We start from the raw sequence: 16,306 nt of genomic DNA, 5'->3' as shown, positions 1-16,306 counted from the left end.
GAACCACGACGACCGTCCTGGCCCTCAGCGGCGCGCCGACGGCCAGGACGGACCACGTCGGCAGAGCACCGGCGGAACCTCGCCGCGCGCATCCGCACGAGATGCGCGCTCCCGCGACGTGCAGCCCGCGCGCCGCGTCGCCTACGACGTGATCCGGGCCGTCAGCACATCGGACGCCTACGCCAACCTGCTGCTGCCGGGGGCCATCAGGGAGGCGGGGCTCTCCGGTGCGGATGCGGCCCTCGCCACCGAACTCGCCTACGGAACCCTGCGCCGTCTCGGCACCTACGACGCCGTCATCGCCGCCGCGGCGGGCCGGGACACCGCCGAGATCGATCCGCCCGTGCTGGACGCACTCCGGCTCGGGACGCACCAGATCCTCGCGACCCGCGTGGCGACGCACGCGGCCGTCAACGAATCCGTGAACCTCGTTGCACGGGAGGCGGGCCGTGGCGCCTCCGGTTTCGCGAACGCGGTGCTGCGCAAGGTCGCCGCACGTACGCAGGAGGAGTGGCTCGACGCGGTCACCGCCGCGGCGAGATCGGACGACGAGCGGCTGGGGCTCCGTTTCGCGCATCCGGTGTGGATCATCCGAGCCCTGCGTCGCGCACTCGCGGCCGAGGGGCGGGAGGAGGAGCTGGAGGCGCTCCTCGCCGCCGACAACGTCGCACCCGAGGTCACGCTCGTCGCCCTGCCGGGTCTCGCGGAGCCGCAGGAACCTCGGCGACCGTATGCGCCGACGGCGTTCGGATCCGAAGGCGGAGACCCCGGCGCCGTCGTCTCCGCCCACAGGGGCCGGGTGCGTGTTCAGGACGAGGGGTCGCAGCTCGTCGCGCTCGCCCTCGTCGGCGCGCAGCCGCTCACGGCGGGGGAGCGCTGGCTCGACCTCTGCGCGGGTCCCGGAGGCAAGACGGCCCTGCTCGCCGCGGAGGCCCTCCGTGGCGGTGCGGCACTCGACGCGAACGAGGTCGTGCCGGCGAGGGCGGGACTGGTCCGCAAGGCCGTCGCCTCGGTGCCCTTGCACGTCGACGTCGCCGAGGAGGACGGCCGCGTGCTCGCCCTCGACCGGCCCGGCGTCTACGACCGGATCCTGCTCGATGCACCGTGCACCGGACTCGGGGCGCTCCGGCGTCGTCCGGAGGCACGATGGCGCAAGACCGCGGCCGACGTCCCCGAGCTCGCAGCGCTGCAGGAGGAGCTGCTCTCGGCCGCGCTCGTCGCCCTCAAGCCGGGCGGCATCCTCGCCTACGTGACGTGCTCTCCGCACCTCGCCGAGACCGCGGCGGTGGTGCAGACCGTCCTGCGCGACAGGGACGACGTGCAGGAGCTCGACGCGCGCGAGGTAGTCCGCGACGTCTCACAGCATCCGATCGATCTGCCGGAGCCGTCGAGCGGATCCGGGCACGCCCAGCTGTGGCCGCATCGGCACGGCACCGACGCGATGTTCCTGTCGCTCCTGCGGAAGACGGCGTAAGAGGCCGGCTCTACTCCACGATCGCCGCCACGGCTCGCCGGGAGCGCACCAGACGCGCCGTGACGAACACGACCACCACCATCGCCAGGGCGAACGCGAGAGCGATCCACCCGGATCCGACGCCGACCCCGCCCTCGGCGACGGGCTTGCCGAGCCAATCCGCGACGGAAGCGCCGAGCGGCCGGGTCAGCACGTACGCGATCCAGAACGCGAGGACCCCGTTCCAGTGCAGGAAGCGGTAGCCGATCGCGGGGACGAGGATCAGCACGGCGAAGAGCAGGATCGACGGCACATATCCGAGGTGCAGTCCGACAGCGGCGAGGTCCCCGGCCGCGGTGCCGAGCGCGAACGTCGCGACGACAGCGGCCCAGTAGAACAGCTCGCGCCGCGTGGTGCGCACCTCGTGCACCGAGAGCGTGCGCTCGGTGCGCCGCCACAGCAGGAACACGCCGGCCAGGACGGCCGCGTAGACCACGGTCGTGACGGCGTACGGGAGTCCCAGCACGACGTGCACCACGTCTGCGGCCATCGTCCCGAACACGCCGACCATGGCGACCGTGAACCAGTAGACGCCGGGCACGTACCGGTGCCGGGTGAGCTGCCAGCCCAGCGCGAGGAGGAACAGGGCGAAGCCGAGCAGGACCGCGACAACCGGCGGCATGACCCGGATCGAGAAGTCGGAGGCGGCTTCCCCGAACGCCGTCGAGGCCGCCTTCGCGATCCAGAACCCCACCGTCGGATCCGGCACGCGCACCGGCGCTGCGCGGTGGTCGGCATTCGTCATGCTGCTCATCGGTCTCCTCGGCCTCGCTTCGGGGCGGTGTCCGCACGTCGCCGGCGCAGATCCGCGACGACGCTATCCGCGCCTTCTAGGCGCCCGCTGACATCCGGTGCCGGTGCGCGTCCGCGCTGCCGCCCGACCGGCACCGGGATAATGGGGCGCATGCCCGCATCCCGCACCGAACTGCCCGCAGCCCCTCGGATCAACCCCTCGATCCTCGCCGCCGACTTCGTGAACATGCAGACGGACCTCGCCCGCATCGCGACGGCGGACTTCGCGCATGTCGACGTGATGGACAACCACTTCGTCCCCAACCTCACGTTCGGACCGCAGATGGTCGAGCGCATCCAGGCGACGAGCCCGATCCCGCTCGACGTGCATCTGATGATCACGGATCCGGAGCGCTGGGCGCCCGGCTACGCAGAGCTGGGCGCGGCGAGCGTCACCTTCCACCTGGAAGCCGCGACGGATCCGGTGGGTCTCGCGCGCACGCTGCGCGGGATCGGCGCGCGCGCCGGCGTCGCGATCAAGCCGGGCACCGCGGGCGAGGCACTCTACGACATCCTCGACGAGTTCGACCAGATCCTCGTCATGACCGTCGAGCCCGGCTTCGGTGGCCAGGGCTTCATGCCCGAGACCATGCCGAAGCTGCGCGCCCTGGCCGACGAGGCCAAGCGGCGCGGCTCGAACGTGTGGCTGCAGGTGGATGGAGGCATCTCGGACGCGACGATCGCCCAGGCGGCCGCGGCCGGCGCCGACACGTTCGTCGCCGGATCCGCCGTGTACGGCTCGCATGACATCGAAGCAGCCGTCACGCGGCTCCGGGGTCTCGCACGAGCCGGTAGCCTGGGAGGGTGAAGACCTTCGACGAACTGTTCGCCGAGCTGAGCCGCAAGGCGGCCGAGCGCCCGGAGGGATCCGGGACGGTGCGCGAGCTCGACGCGGGAGTGCACACGATCGGCAAGAAGATCGTGGAGGAGGCGGCCGAGGTGTGGATGGCCGCCGAGTACGAGAGCGACGAGGCCGCGGCCGAGGAGATCTCCCAGCTGCTGTACCACCTGCAGGTGCTCATGCTGGCCAAGGGACTGACCCTGGAGAACGTCTACCGACATCTGTGAGGCGCCCCCGACGGGGCTCCTTTCGCACACAGATCGCTTCGAACGAAAGACCTCCCATGCTGCGCATCGCCGTCCCGAACAAGGGATCGCTGTCCGAGACCGCCGCCGAGATGCTCGCCGAAGCCGGATACGCCGGCCGTCGCGACACCAAGACCCTGCACGTGATCGACGCCGACAACGACGTCGAGTTCTTCTTCCTGCGTCCCCGTGACATCGCCACCTACGTCGCCTCGGGCGCGCTGGACGTCGGCATCACGGGCCGGGACCTGCTGCGAGACGTCCGCCGACCGGACGCCCGCGAGATCGAGCAGCTCGGCTTCGCTCGCTCGACGTTCCGCTTCGCCGCGCCTCCCGGTCGGTTCAAGACCCTGGAGGACCTGAACGGCGTGCGCGTCGCCTCCGCCTACCCCGGCCTGGTCGATGACTACCTGCGCGAGCACGGGGTGACCGCAGAGCTCGTTCCGCTCGATGGCGCCGTGGAGTCGGCCGTGCGCCTGGGCGTCGCGGACGCGATCGCCGACGTGGTCGAGACCGGCACCACGCTCCGACAGGCCGGGCTGGAGATCTTCGGCCCGGTGATCATCGAGTCCGAGGCCGTGCTGATCAGCCGCCCGGGCGACGCCGAGGGTACCGAGAAGCTGCTGCGTCGTCTGCGTGGCGTCATGGTCGCCCACCGCTTCGTGCTGCTGGACTACGACCTGCCCGCCGATCTCGTCGAGCAGGCGGCCGCGATCGCGCCCGGGCGCGAGTCGCCGACCGTGTCCCCGCTGCGGGATCCGGCCTGGGTCGCCGTACGGGTAATGATCCCGCGCCGCGGCATGAATCTGGTGATGGACCAGCTCTACGCGCTCGGCGCGCGGGCCATCCTCGTCACCGCGATCCACGCGGCGAGGCTCTGATGTCGCTCACCGCGCGCGTCATCCCGTGCCTCGACGTGGCCGCCGGTCGCGTCGTCAAGGGCGTGAACTTCGAGAACCTGCGCGACATGGGCGATCCCGTCGAGCTCGCCAGGCACTACGCCGCGCAGGGCGCCGACGAGATCACCTTCCTCGACGTCACCGCGACCGTGGACGAGCGCTCCACCACCTACGACGTGGTGCGCCGCACGGCCGAGGAGGTCTTCGTTCCGCTCACCGTCGGCGGAGGGGTGCGCTCGGTCGAGGACGTCGCCCGTCTGCAGGGCGTCGGCGCCGACAAGGTCGGCGTGAACTCCGCCGCGATCGCCCGACCCGCCCTGATCGGCGAGATCGCCGATCGCTTCGGCGCTCAGGTGCTCGTGCTCTCGCTCGACATCAAGCGCAGTCCGCGCACGGCATCCGGCTTCGCCGTGACCACCCACGGAGGCCGGACGGAGACCGCCCTGGACGCCCTGGACTGGGCCCGCGAGGCCATCGAACGCGGGGCCGGGGAGCTGCTGGTCAACTCCATCGACGCCGACGGCACCAAGGACGGCTTCGACCTCGAGCTGACCGCGCTGATGCGGGAGATCTCCAGCGTGCCCGTGATCGCCTCGGGCGGTGCCGGGAAGGCCGAGGACTTCGCTCCGGCGATCGCCGCGGGTGCGGACGCGGTCCTCGCCGCCAGCGTGTTCCACTCCGGCCAGCTCACGGTCGGCGATGTCAAGGCCGCGCTGCGCGAAGCGGGGGTGACGGTGCGATGAGCGAAGACCGCCTGGAGGCCGACCTGAGCCTCGTCACGTACAACGACCAGGGCCTCGTCCCCGTGATCGTGCAGCAGTGGGACACCCTCGAGGTGCTCATGATGGCCTGGGCCGATGAGGAGGCGCTGCGCCGCTCGCTGACCACCGGACGCGCCACCTACTGGTCGCGCTCCCGCCAGGAGTACTGGCGCAAGGGCGACACCTCCGGCCACGTGCAGCACGTGCGCGGCGCCCGCCTGGACTGCGACGGCGACACCGTGCTCCTGCTCGTCGATCAGATCGGCGTGGCCTGCCACACCGGCACCCGCACCTGCTTCGACGGCAGGGATCTGGATCCGGTCGTGGCGGTGTCGGATGACGTCGCCGTACCCGACGACGCCGAGACGGCCACGCAGTGATGCTCACCCGTCGCGCGAAGTCGTCGAGCCTGCTGCTGATCCTGCTCGCGGGCGGTATCGGCATCCTCTCCTCGACGCAGACGTGGCTGACCGTCACCCGCGCGGACGGGGGAGAGGCGCTCGACGTCGCCGGCAACGCGGCACTGCCCGTTGTCGCCCCGCTGAGCCTCACCGCCCTCGCGCTGTGCGCGGCCATCGCGCTCGTCGGCCCTGTACTGCGGCGGGTGTTCGCCGCGATCGCAGTCGCCGTCGGCGCCCTCATGCTCGTGCTGACGACGCGCATCCTGTTCCAGCATCCACTGGACGCCGTCAGCCCCGCTCTCACCAAGGCCACGGGTCTCGCCGGGAACACGGCGCTGGCGGCCATCGTCGACGGCATCGCCGTGACGGCCTGGCCCTGGGCGGCGCTCGTCGGCTGGATCCTGCTGGTGCTCGGCGGCGGGCTCGCCCTGGCCACCGCCGGCCGGTGGCGCAGCGGCGGGCGTCGCTACCGCACCGCCCCGACTCCGCACGACGGACCGGTGGACGCGGTGGAGAGCTGGGACGATCTCAGCCGGGGCACCGACCCCACCCGCTAGACCCTCGTGACGACGCCCCACGCTGCCCGGGGTCCTCGTCGCACGGAACGATCCCGATAGACTTGACCACACCACCCGACGCTCGGAGGAGAACATGAGCAACCCCATCGCAGATCCCGGCCACGGACACTCGCCTGCGGCTTGGACCGCCGTGGTGATCATGCTGCTCGGCTTCACGGTCGGCACCACCGCGTTCTTCCTCGAGATCCCGGTCGTGGTGTGGGTGGGCGTCGCGTTGATCGTCGTCGGCGCGATCGCGGGCTGGGCGCTCTCGAAGGCCGGATACGGCGCGAAGGGCCCGAAGTACCAGCCGAAGGCGCACTAATGGTGCTCGCCGACCTCACGGCCGGCGCAGTCGAGGACGCCGCCCGTCGCGAGCGGGAGCGTCCGCTGGCGATCGTGGAGCGTGCCGCACTCGATCGTGCCCCTGCCCTCGATGCGCACGCCGCACTGGCGCCCGCCGAGCGGGTGAAGATCATCGCCGAGGTGAAGCGGGCGAGCCCGTCGCGCGGAGCCCTCGCTGAGATCCCGGATCCGGCCCTGCAGGCGTCCCTGTACCAGCAGGGAGGCGCATCCGCGATCAGCGTCCTCACGGAGGAGCGCCGCTTCGGCGGCAGCCTCGCCGACCTCGAGGCCGTGACCGCGGCCGTGCAGGTGCCCGTGCTGCGCAAGGACTTCATCGCCACGCCGTACCAGGTCTTCGAGGCGCGCGCCGCGGGCGCGTCCCTCGCGCTGCTCATCGTGGCCGGCCTGGACAGGGCGAACCTGGAGCGGTTGTACGCGCTCATCCTCGAGCTGGGCATGACGCCCCTCGTCGAGACGCACTCGGCCGAGGAGCTCGAGGTCGCGATCGATCTGGGTGCGCACCTCATCGGTGTGAACGCCCGCGACCTGAAGACCCTCGAGCTGGATCGCGACCTGTTCGGCCGGCTGGCCGAGCGGATCCCGTCGACGTCCGTGAAGATCGCGGAGTCCGCCGTGCTCACGCCCGCCGACGTCGCGCACTACCGCGGCGCGGGCGCCGACGCCGTGCTCATCGGCGAAGCACTCGTCACCGGCGACCCCGTCGCCACCCTGCATTCCTTCCTGGAGGCCGGATCATGAGTCTGCGCGACCAGCCGGGGCCGTTCTTCGGCGACTTCGGCGGACGTTTCATGCCCGAATCGCTCATCGCCGCGATCGATGAGCTCACCGTCGCGTACCACGAGGCGATCGCCGATCCGGCGTTCCAGTCCGAGCTCGCGACGCTGCTGCACTCCTACGCCGGGCGTCCGTCGCCGATCACCGAGGTGCCGCGGTTCGCCGAGCATGCCGGCGGTGCACGGATCTTCCTCAAGCGCGAGGACCTGAACCACACCGGATCCCACAAGATCAACAACGTGCTGGGTCAGGCACTGCTGACCAAGCGACTGGGCAAGACCCGGGTGATCGCCGAGACGGGCGCCGGCCAGCACGGCGTCGCCACGGCGACCGCGGCCGCGCTGTTCGGCCTGGACTGCACGATCTACATGGGCGAGGTCGACACCGAGCGTCAGGCGCTCAACGTCGCCCGGATGCGTCTGCTCGGTGCGGAGGTCGTGCCGGTCACCACCGGATCGCGCACGCTCAAGGACGCGATCAACGATGCCTATCGGGACTGGGTCGCCACCGTTGAGACCACCAACTACATCTTCGGCACGGCGGCGGGCCCGCACCCGTTCCCTGCGATGGTGCGCGACTTCCAGAAGATCATCAGCGAGGAAGCGCGTCAGCAGCTGCTCGACGAGGCCGGGCGCCTGCCGGACGCGGTGCTGGCATGCGTGGGCGGCGGATCCAACGCGATCGGCATGTTCGACGCGTTCCTGGACGACGAGACGGTTCGGCTCTACGGCGTGGAGGCGGCCGGCGACGGCGTCGACACCCCCAAGCACGCGGCGTCTATCGAACGCGGGCGTCCCGGCGTGCTGCACGGCGCCCGCACTTACGTCCTGCAGGACGAGGACGGGCAGACCATCGAGTCGCACTCGATCTCGGCCGGGCTCGACTATCCCGGGGTCGGCCCGGAGCACTCCTGGCTCGCCGCGATCGGCCGCGCCGAGTACATCCCCGCGACCGACGACGAGGCCATGCAGGCCCTGCGCCTGCTGAGCCGCACCGAGGGCATCATCCCCGCGATCGAGTCGGCCCATGCCCTCGCCGGAGCCATCCGGATCGGCACCGAGCTCGGCCCCGACGCGATCCTGGCGGTCTGCCTCTCCGGCCGCGGCGACAAGGACATGGACACCGCCGCCCGCTACTTCGGACTGTACGACGAGGGCGCCGCCGAGAACGGAGCCGGCGCATGAGCCGCGTCGAAGAAGCCATCCAGCGCGCGCAGGACGACGGCCGAGGGGCCTTCATCGGCTACCTGCCGGTCGGCTACCCGGATCTGCAGACCAGCATCGACGCCGCGATCGCGCTCGCGCAGAACGGTGTGGACATCATCGAGCTGGGCCCGCCCTACAGCGATCCCGTCATGGACGGTGCGATCATCCAGGAGGCGACGCAGGCGGCGCTTGCGAACGGCTTCCGGATGCGCGACCTATTCACCGCGGTCGAGGCCATCACCGACGCCGTGGACGCTCCGGTCGTCGTGATGACCTACTGGAACCCCGTGCTGCAGTACGGCGTCGACCGCTACGCCGACGACCTGCTCGCCGCGGGTGGCGCCGGGCTGATCACGCCCGACATCACGCCGGAGGCCGCACCCGAGTGGATCGCGGCGAGCGAGCGCACTGGTCTGGACCGTGTCTTCCTCGCCGCGCCGACGTCCACGGACGCGCGACTGGACCTGGTCTCCTCCAGTTCCACGGGATTCGTGTACACGGTCTCGACCATGGGCATCACCGGGGAGCGCGCCGAGCTCGACAAGGCTGCACGCACGCTCGTCGGCCGACTCCGCGAGCACGGCGCCGGCCGCGCCTGCGTCGGCATCGGGATCTCGACCGCCGCGCAGATCGCGGGCGTGCTGGAGTACGCCGACGGCGCGATCGTCGGCACGGCGCTCGTGCGGGCTCTGCGGGACGGGGGAGTGGCGCGCCTCGCCGAGGTGACCCGCGAACTCGCCACGGGCACCGCGCTCGCACGGTGACGGCGCCCTGACGACGTAGACTCGTGATCATGCCCTTCGCGCTCCAGAACGCCCTCATCGGCGTGCACGCCAGCATCCCGAGCCCGCCGGTCAGCTACTTCACGCTGAACATCTTCGGGTGGACGCTGCAGATCCACTTCTACGCGCTGTGCATCATCGCCGGCATCATCGCGGCCACGCTGCTCACCAACCACCGGCTCACCCAGCGCGGTGCGGAGCGCTGGGTCGTCGTGGACATCTGCATCATCGCCGTGCCCCTGGCGATCATCGGCGCGCGGATCTTCCACGTGCTGACGCACCCGGGCTTCTACTTCGGACCGGGCAAGAACACCTGGAACCCCTTCGAGCCCGGCTCGGTCTGGGCGATCTGGGAGGGCGGCATCGCCATCTTCGGCGCCCTCATCGGCGGCGCGATCGGCGCCTGGCTCGGCTGCAAGTGGACCGGCGTGCGCTTCTCCGCGTTCGCGGACGCACTCGCCCCCGGCCTCATCCTCGCGCAGGCGTTCGGACGCTTCGGCAACTGGTTCAACCACGAGCTGTTCGGCCTGCCCACCGACCTCCCGTGGGGTCTGGAGATCGAGTCCACCAACGCGGCGTTCCCTGCGGGACTCGCTCCGGGAACCCTGTTCCATCCCACGTTCCTGTACGAGGTCATCTGGAACACCCTGGGCTGCCTGTTCCTGCTCTGGCTCGGCCACAAGCTGCGCCTGCAGTGGGGCAAGCTGTTCGCGGTGTACCTGATCTGGTACGGCGCAGGACGCATGGTCTGGGAGTCGATCCGCATCGATCCGAGCGAGATCTACTTCGGCCTGCGCACGAACGTCTGGGCCGCCCTCTTCGGCGTGGTGCTGGGCATCGTGATCCTCTTCGTGCAGACCCGCCGTCACCCCGGCTTCGAGCCCTCGCCGTACCAGCCGGGTCGGGAGCCGAGCGCCGCTGGGGTAGAATCGCAAAACCCCGATGATTTCGTCGACCTGAGCGAGCCTCAGTCCGACGAGAATCGCGCGGAGGCGGACGCCACGAGCGCCGTCTCCCGCCCCTGAGAACGGCACCGACAGGAGCCTCGCTGCGGTGGACGCACGTCCACCGGGAATCACGCACTGAACGAGCGGGCCGATGATGTCCCCGGGTTCATCAGAAATCTGAGGACGGTGACTGGTGTACTTCCAGCCTCCCTACGGCGCTTCCGGCGCCTACCCCCCGAAGCAGGGGATGTACAACCCCGCGTTCGAGAAGGACGCCTGCGGCCTGGCCATGGTCGCGACGCTCCGCGGGGAGCCGGGCCACGACATCATCGCGCTCGCCCTCGAGGCGCTGCGCAACCTGGAGCACCGCGGGGCCATCGGATCCGACGCGGGAACCGGCGACGGAGCCGGGATCCTGACGCAGATGCCGGACACGTTCCTGCGCGCGGTCACCTCCTTCGAGCTTCCCCCGGTGGGCGAGTACGCCGCCGGGCTCGCCTTCCTCCCGCTCGATTCGCGGTCCCGCCGCGAGCAGAAGGCCGGGATCGAGAAGATCGCCCGTGCCGAGGGGCTCACCGTGCTCGGCTGGCGCGAGGTGCCCACCGCGAACCAGCACCTCGGCAAGCTGGCCGACGAGGCCCGCCCCGCGTTCGAGCAGCTCTTCGTCTCGCGCCCCGCGTCCAGCGGCGCCGAGGCCCTCTCGGGCATCGCGCTGGATCGGGTCGCCTACCGGCTGCGCAAGCGAGCCGGCCACGAGCTCGGCGCCTACTTCGTCTCGCTGTCGGCGCGCACCCTCGGCTACAAGGGCATGGTCACGACCCTGCAGCTGGAGCCGTTCTACCCCGACCTGCAGGACGAGCGCTTCGCCTCCGAGCTGGCGGTGGTGCACTCCCGCTACTCGACTAACACGTTCCCGTCGTGGCCGCTGGCGCAGCCGCTGCGCATGCTCGCGCACAACGGTGAGATCAACACCGTCGGCGGCAACCGCAACTGGATGCGGGCACGTCAGTCGCAGCTCGAGTCCGAGCTGCTCGGCGACATCCGCCCGCTGCTGCCGATCTGCACCGAAGGTGCGAGCGACTCCGCCTCCTTCGACGAGGTGCTCGAGCTGCTCACGCTCACCGGCCGCAGCCTGCCGCACTCCGTAATGATGATGGTGCCGGCCGCCTGGGAGCGCCAGACGGACCTGGACCCGGATCTGCGCGCGTTCTACGAGTACCACGCGAACCAGATGGAGCCGTGGGACGGCCCCGCCGCCCTCATCTTCACCGACGGCACCGTCGTGGGCGCCACGCTCGACCGCAACGGACTGCGCCCCGGGCGCTGGACCGAGACGACGGACGGGCTCGTCGTGATCGGCAGCGAGACCGGCGTCCTCGAGTTCGAGCCCGAGCGCATCAAGCGCCGCGGCCGACTGCAGCCCGGCACGATGTTCGTCGTCGACACCGCGCAGCGCCGCATCGTGGAGGACGAGGAGGTCAAGCGCGACCTCGCCGCCCTGCACCCGTGGCAGGAGTGGCTCGACGAGGGGCGCGTGCGCCTCGCCGACCTCCCCGAGCGCGAGCACATCGTGCACCCGGTGGCGTCGATCACCCGGCGTCAGCGCACCTTCGGCTACACCGAGGAGGAGGTGCGGATCCTGCTCACCCCGATGGGGCAGACCGGCGCCGAGCCGCTCGGCGCCATGGGGAGCGACGCGCCGATCGCGGTGCTCTCGGAGCGGCCGCGGCTGCTCTTCGACTACTTCGTGCAGCAGTTCGCGCAGGTCACCAACCCGCCGCTCGACGCGATCCGCGAGGAGGTCGTCACCAACCTCTCGCTCGGTCTCGGTCCGGAGCGCAACCTGCTGGAGTGGGGACCCGACCACGCGCGCACGATCGTGCTGGACTTCCCCGTCATCGACAACGACGAGCTCGCCAAGCTCCGCCACATCGACCGCGCCCGTCCCGAGCGCTCCAGCGCGACGATCAAGGGGCTCTATCACTTCGATCTGGGCCCGCATGCGCTCGCGCAGCGTCTCGAGGAGATGTGCGCCGAGGTCGACACCGCGATCGAGGACGGCGCCGAGCTGATCATCCTCAGTGATCGCGACTCGAACAAGGACCTCGTCCCGATCCCGTCCCTGCTGATGCTGTCGGCCGTGCACCACCACCTCATCCGCCGCGAGGACCGGATGAAGGTCGGCCTGATCGTCGAGGCCGGCGACGTGCGCGAGGTGCACCACGTCGCGACGCTGATCGGCTACGGCGCGTCCGCGGTGAACCCGTACCTCGCGATGGAGACGGTGGAGCACCTCGTGCGCACCGGATACATCACCGGCATCACGCCGGAGAAGGCCGTCCGCAACCTCATCTATGCGCTCGGCAAGGGCGTGCTGAAGATCATGTCCAAGATGGGCATCTCCACGGTCGGCTCCTACGCCGGCGCGCAGGTGTTCGAGGCGGTCGGCCTCAGCCAGGAGCTCGTGGACGCCTACTTCACCGGCACCGAGACCAAGCTCGGCGGTATCGGCATCGAGGACGTCTTCGCCGAGAACCAGGCGCGCCACGACTTCGCCTACCCCGAGGACGCCGCCGCGCGTGCGCACGAGCGGCTCTGGACCGGTGGCGAGTACCAGTGGCGCCGGGACGGGTCCCCGCACCTGTTCAACCCGCAGACCGTGTTCCGTCTGCAGCACTCGACCCGCACCCGCCGGTACGACGTCTTCCGCGAGTACACGCAGCTGGTGGACGATCAGGCCAAGGAGCTCAAGACGCTGCGCGGGCTGTTCGAGCTGCGCACGGGCGAGCGTCCGCCGGTGCCGATCGACGAGGTCGAGTCGGTGTCCTCGATCGTCAAGCGGTTCTCCACGGGCGCGATGAGCTACGGATCCATCTCCCAGGAGGCGCACGAGACGCTCGCGATCGCGATGAACCGGCTCGGCGCGAAGTCGAACACCGGCGAGGGCGGCGAGGATCCGGATCGCCTGGTCGACCCGGAGCGGCGCAGCGCGATCAAGCAGGTCGCGTCCGGCCGGTTCGGCGTGACCAGCCAGTACCTCACCGAGGCCGATGACATCCAGATCAAGCTCGCCCAGGGCGCCAAGCCCGGTGAGGGTGGTCAGCTGCCGCCGCAGAAGGTCTACCCCTGGATCGCGCGCACCCGGCACGCGACCCCCGGTGTGGGACTCATCTCGCCGCCGCCGCATCACGACATCTACTCGATCGAGGATCTCAAGCAGCTCATCTTCGATCTGAAGCGCGCCAACCCCGACGCCCGCATCCACACCAAGCTGGTCAGCCAGTCGGGCATCGGCGCGGTCGCGGCCGGCGTCGCCAAGGCGCTCAGCGATGTCATCCTGGTCTCCGGACACGACGGCGGCACGGGCGCGAGCCCGCTGAACTCGCTCAAGCACGCGGGTACCCCGTGGGAGCTCGGGCTCGCCGAGACGCAGCAGACGCTCATGCTCAACGGCATGCGCGACCGCGTCGTGGTGCAGGTCGACGGCCAGCTGAAGACCGGTCGCGACGTGATCATCGGCGCACTGCTGGGTGCGGAGGAGTTCGGCTTCGCCACGGCGCCTCTCGTGGTGAGCGGCTGCATCATGATGCGCGTCTGCCACCTGGACACCTGCCCGGTCGGCGTCGCCACGCAGAACCCGGTGCTGCGCGAGCGGTTCACCGGCAAGCCCGAGTTCGTCGTGAACTTCATGGAGTTCATCGCGGAGGAGGTGCGCGAGCACCTCGCCGCGCTCGGCTTCCGCAGCCTCGACGAGATCGTGGGACGGGCGGATCTGCTGCGCATGGACGCGGCTATCAAGCACTGGAAGGCCGACGGTCTCGACCTCGCGCCGGTGCTCGAGGGCCCGGCGTTCCCCGCAGGGGAGCCCCGTCGCAGCGCCCGCACGCAGGACCACGAGTTGGAGAAGCACTTCGACGCACCGCTGCTCGAGGCGGCACGCGATGCGATCGCCCAGGGCACGCCGGTCTCGTTCGACCTGCCGATCCGCAACACCGAGCGCGCCGTGGGCACCATGCTCGGCCACGAGGTCACCGTGCGGCACGGGGGAGAAGGCCTGCCCGCCGGCACCATCGGCATCTCGCTGCACGGCACCGCGGGGCAGTCGCTCGGAGCGTTCCTGCCGCGCGGCATCTCGATCGCGCTGGAGGGCGACGCCAACGACTACGTCGGCAAGGGCCTCTCCGGCGGCGAGATCGCCATCCGGCCGCATCGGGACGCGACGTTCGCGCCGCACCGCAACGTGATCGCCGGCAACGTGATCGGCTACGGCGCGACGAGCGGCACGATCCACATCTCCGGCGTGGTCGGCGAACGCTTCCTGGTCCGCAACTCCGGGGCGACCGCCGTCGCCGAGGGCGTGGGCGACCACGCGCTCGAGTACATGACGGGCGGCGTCGCCGTGATCCTCGGCAGCACCGGGCGCAATCTCGGGGCCGGCATGTCCGGCGGCATCGCGTACGTGCGCGAGCTGCACACCGAGCGCGTGAACCCGCTGTCGCTGGGTTCGGGCGAGCTGGAGCTCCTCCCGCTCGACGAGGTGGACGCGCAGGAGCTCCGCGAGCTGCTGGCGCAGCATGTGGAGCGCACCGGATCCCCGCTGGCCGCGGAGATCCTTGCGGACGACGACTTCGCCGCATCCTTCACGAAGATCCTGCCCCGGGATTACGCAGCCGTGCTGCGCACCAGGGCAGAGGCCGAGGCCGAGGGGATCGACCCCGACGGCTCCATCGTCTGGACCCGCATCCTGGAGGTGACCGGTGGCTGATCCCAAGGGCTTCCTGACCGTCACGGAGCGCGAGCTCCCCGCACGCCGGCCCGTCCCCGTCCGCATCATGGACTGGAAGGAGGTGTACGAGCCGGGTGATTCGGCCGTGCTCCGCCGCCAGGCCGGGCGCTGCATGGACTGCGGAGTGCCGTTCTGCCACCAGGGATGCCCGCTGGGCAACCTCATCCCGGAGTGGAACGACCTCACCTGGCGCGGCGAGGGCCGTGCGGCGATCGATCGCCTGCACGCGACGAACAACTTCCCGGAGTTCACCGGGCGGCTGTGCCCCGCGCCGTGCGAGAGCGCATGCGTGCTCGGCATCAACCAGCCGGCGGTCACGATCAAGCAGATCGAGGTCTCGATCATCGACGAGGCGTTCGCGTCGGGCTGGGTCGAGGCGCAGCCACCGGCACGCCTCACCGGCAAGACCGTCGCGGTCGTCGGATCCGGCCCCGCCGGGCTCGCCGCCGCCCAGCAGCTCACGCGCGCAGGGCACACCGTGGCCGTGTTCGAGCGCGACGACCGCATCGGCGGGCTGCTGCGCTATGGCATCCCGGACTTCAAGATGGAGAAGTCGCACCTCGACGCGCGCCTGCGGCAGATGTCGGAGGAGGGCACCCGCTTCCGCGCCGGCGTCAACATCGGCACCGACATCAGCTGGGCCGATCTGCGTGCCCGGTACGACGCCGTGGTGATCGCGACCGGAGCCACGCTCCCGCGCGAGCTCGCGATCCCCGGCCGAGATCTGGACGGCGTGCACTTCGCGATGGAGTACCTCGTCGAGTCGAACAAGGCCGTCGCCGGAGATCCGGTGGCGAACCAGATCAGCGCCGAGGGCAAGCACGTCATCGTCATCGGCGGCGGCGACACCGGCGCCGACTGCATCGGCACCGCGCACCGGCAGGGTGCGCTCAGCGTGACCAACCTCGCGATCGGCCGGCAGCCGTCGTCCGGACGCCCGGAGCACCAGCCCTGGCCGATGATGCCCACCGTGTTCGAGGTCTCCTCGGCGCACGAGGAGGGCGGAGAGCGGCAGTACCTGGCCTCCACGGTCGAGTTCCTCGGCAACGAGGCGGGTGAGGTGCGGGCGCTGCGCGTCGCTGAGACCGAGTTCGTGGACGGGCGGCGGGTACCGAAGAGCGGCAGCGAGCGGGAGATCCCCGCTGACCTGGTGCTCATCGCGATGGGCTTCACCGGCCCGGAGTATGAGGCGTACGGCGACGACGGGCCGCAGCGCACCGATCGTGGCGCGTTCCGCCGCGACGAGGACTACGCATCGACCATCCCGGGCGTGTTCGTGGCCGGCGATGCCGGGCGCGGTCAGTCGCTGATCGTGTGGGCCATCGCGGAAGGCCGCGCCGCGGCCGCCGCCGTGGACCGGCACCTGATGGGTCAGACGGTGCTGCCCGCTCCCGTCCGCCCGTCGGATGTCGCGATCGGGGTCCAGCCCGCGTAGGC

15 protein-coding genes are annotated in these 16,306 nt (G+C 70.8%); 14 read left to right on the top strand and 1 reads right to left on the bottom strand.

Going from position 1 to position 16,306, the window contains the following annotated elements:
* The first annotated feature begins 118 nt into the window (after positions 1-118).
* Positions 119-1,474 carry an RsmB/NOP family class I SAM-dependent RNA methyltransferase gene (locus tag ACFWCK_RS08410; protein WP_378805966.1) on the top strand — a complete coding sequence of 452 codons (1,356 nt, stop codon included), beginning with the start codon at positions 119-121 and terminating at the stop codon, positions 1,472-1,474.
* A 10-nt stretch (positions 1,475-1,484) separates the two neighbouring features.
* Here the strand turns inward: ACFWCK_RS08410 and ACFWCK_RS08405 are convergent, their stop codons facing one another.
* Complete coding sequence (locus ACFWCK_RS08405) at positions 1,485-2,267, bottom strand: hypothetical protein (protein ID WP_378805426.1); 783 nt, start codon at positions 2,265-2,267, stop codon at positions 1,485-1,487.
* Positions 2,268-2,417: 150 nt separating this feature from the next.
* On the opposite strand from ACFWCK_RS08405, the gene rpe reads away from it, so the two are divergent.
* From rpe to ACFWCK_RS08340, 13 genes are all read left to right on the top strand, one after another.
* Positions 2,418-3,113 carry a ribulose-phosphate 3-epimerase gene (gene rpe / locus ACFWCK_RS08400; protein ID WP_233309496.1) on the top strand — a complete coding sequence of 232 codons (696 nt, stop codon included), beginning with the start codon at positions 2,418-2,420 and terminating at the stop codon, positions 3,111-3,113.
* Complete coding sequence (locus tag ACFWCK_RS08395) at positions 3,110-3,373, top strand: phosphoribosyl-ATP diphosphatase (RefSeq protein ID WP_045252002.1); 264 nt, start codon at positions 3,110-3,112, stop codon at positions 3,371-3,373. Before rpe ends, ACFWCK_RS08395 begins: the two co-directional genes overlap by 4 nt.
* Before the next feature lie 56 nt (positions 3,374-3,429).
* Positions 3,430-4,272 carry an ATP phosphoribosyltransferase gene (hisG, locus tag ACFWCK_RS08390; RefSeq protein WP_233309495.1) on the top strand — a complete coding sequence of 281 codons (843 nt, stop codon included), beginning with the start codon at positions 3,430-3,432 and terminating at the stop codon, positions 4,270-4,272.
* Entirely contained in the window at positions 4,272-5,033 is a 762-nt protein-coding gene (gene hisF, locus ACFWCK_RS08385; RefSeq protein WP_378805425.1) for an imidazole glycerol phosphate synthase subunit HisF, read from the top strand. The genes hisG and hisF overlap by 1 nt, the downstream gene beginning before the upstream one ends.
* On the top strand, positions 5,030-5,431 hold the full coding sequence (hisI, locus tag ACFWCK_RS08380) for a phosphoribosyl-AMP cyclohydrolase (RefSeq protein WP_378805423.1): 402 nt from the start codon (positions 5,030-5,032) through the stop codon (positions 5,429-5,431). The genes hisF and hisI overlap by 4 nt, the downstream gene beginning before the upstream one ends.
* Positions 5,431-6,009: a Trp biosynthesis-associated membrane protein gene (locus ACFWCK_RS08375; protein WP_378805422.1), complete on the top strand. Its 579-nt coding sequence runs from the start codon at positions 5,431-5,433 to the stop codon at positions 6,007-6,009. Before hisI ends, ACFWCK_RS08375 begins: the two co-directional genes overlap by 1 nt.
* A gap of 94 nt (positions 6,010-6,103) precedes the next feature.
* Positions 6,104-6,334 carry a DUF6704 family protein gene (locus ACFWCK_RS08370; protein WP_233309491.1) on the top strand — a complete coding sequence of 77 codons (231 nt, stop codon included), beginning with the start codon at positions 6,104-6,106 and terminating at the stop codon, positions 6,332-6,334.
* 2 nt (positions 6,335-6,336) lie between these two features.
* Positions 6,337-7,113: an indole-3-glycerol phosphate synthase TrpC gene (trpC, locus tag ACFWCK_RS08365; protein WP_378805965.1), complete on the top strand. Its 777-nt coding sequence runs from the start codon at positions 6,337-6,339 to the stop codon at positions 7,111-7,113.
* Entirely contained in the window at positions 7,110-8,333 is a 1,224-nt protein-coding gene (trpB, locus tag ACFWCK_RS08360) for a tryptophan synthase subunit beta (protein WP_233309490.1), read from the top strand. The genes trpC and trpB overlap by 4 nt, the downstream gene beginning before the upstream one ends.
* Positions 8,330-9,118 (top strand): tryptophan synthase subunit alpha, encoded by a 789-nt coding sequence (gene trpA / locus ACFWCK_RS08355; RefSeq protein ID WP_378805421.1) that lies wholly within the window; start codon positions 8,330-8,332, stop codon positions 9,116-9,118. Before trpB ends, trpA begins: the two co-directional genes overlap by 4 nt.
* 29 nt (positions 9,119-9,147) lie before the next feature.
* Positions 9,148-10,161: a prolipoprotein diacylglyceryl transferase gene (gene lgt, locus ACFWCK_RS08350; protein WP_233309488.1), complete on the top strand. Its 1,014-nt coding sequence runs from the start codon at positions 9,148-9,150 to the stop codon at positions 10,159-10,161.
* Positions 10,162-10,330: 169 nt separating this feature from the next.
* The gene (gltB, locus tag ACFWCK_RS08345; protein WP_378805964.1) at positions 10,331-14,848 is read left to right on the top strand and encodes a glutamate synthase large subunit; all 4,518 of its coding nucleotides are present in this window, start codon (positions 10,331-10,333) and stop codon (positions 14,846-14,848) included.
* Complete coding sequence (locus ACFWCK_RS08340; protein WP_233309487.1) at positions 14,841-16,304, top strand: glutamate synthase subunit beta; 1,464 nt, start codon at positions 14,841-14,843, stop codon at positions 16,302-16,304. Before gltB ends, ACFWCK_RS08340 begins: the two co-directional genes overlap by 8 nt.
* Positions 16,305-16,306 lie beyond the last annotated feature (2 nt).

Origin of the sequence: Microbacterium sp. NPDC060117, from assembly GCF_042729315.1 — a bacterium.
Lineage (GTDB): Bacteria > Actinomycetota > Actinomycetes > Actinomycetales > Microbacteriaceae > Microbacterium.
Note: the sequence above shows the minus strand (reverse complement) of the source record. Positions and strands in the feature narration are given on the sequence as shown.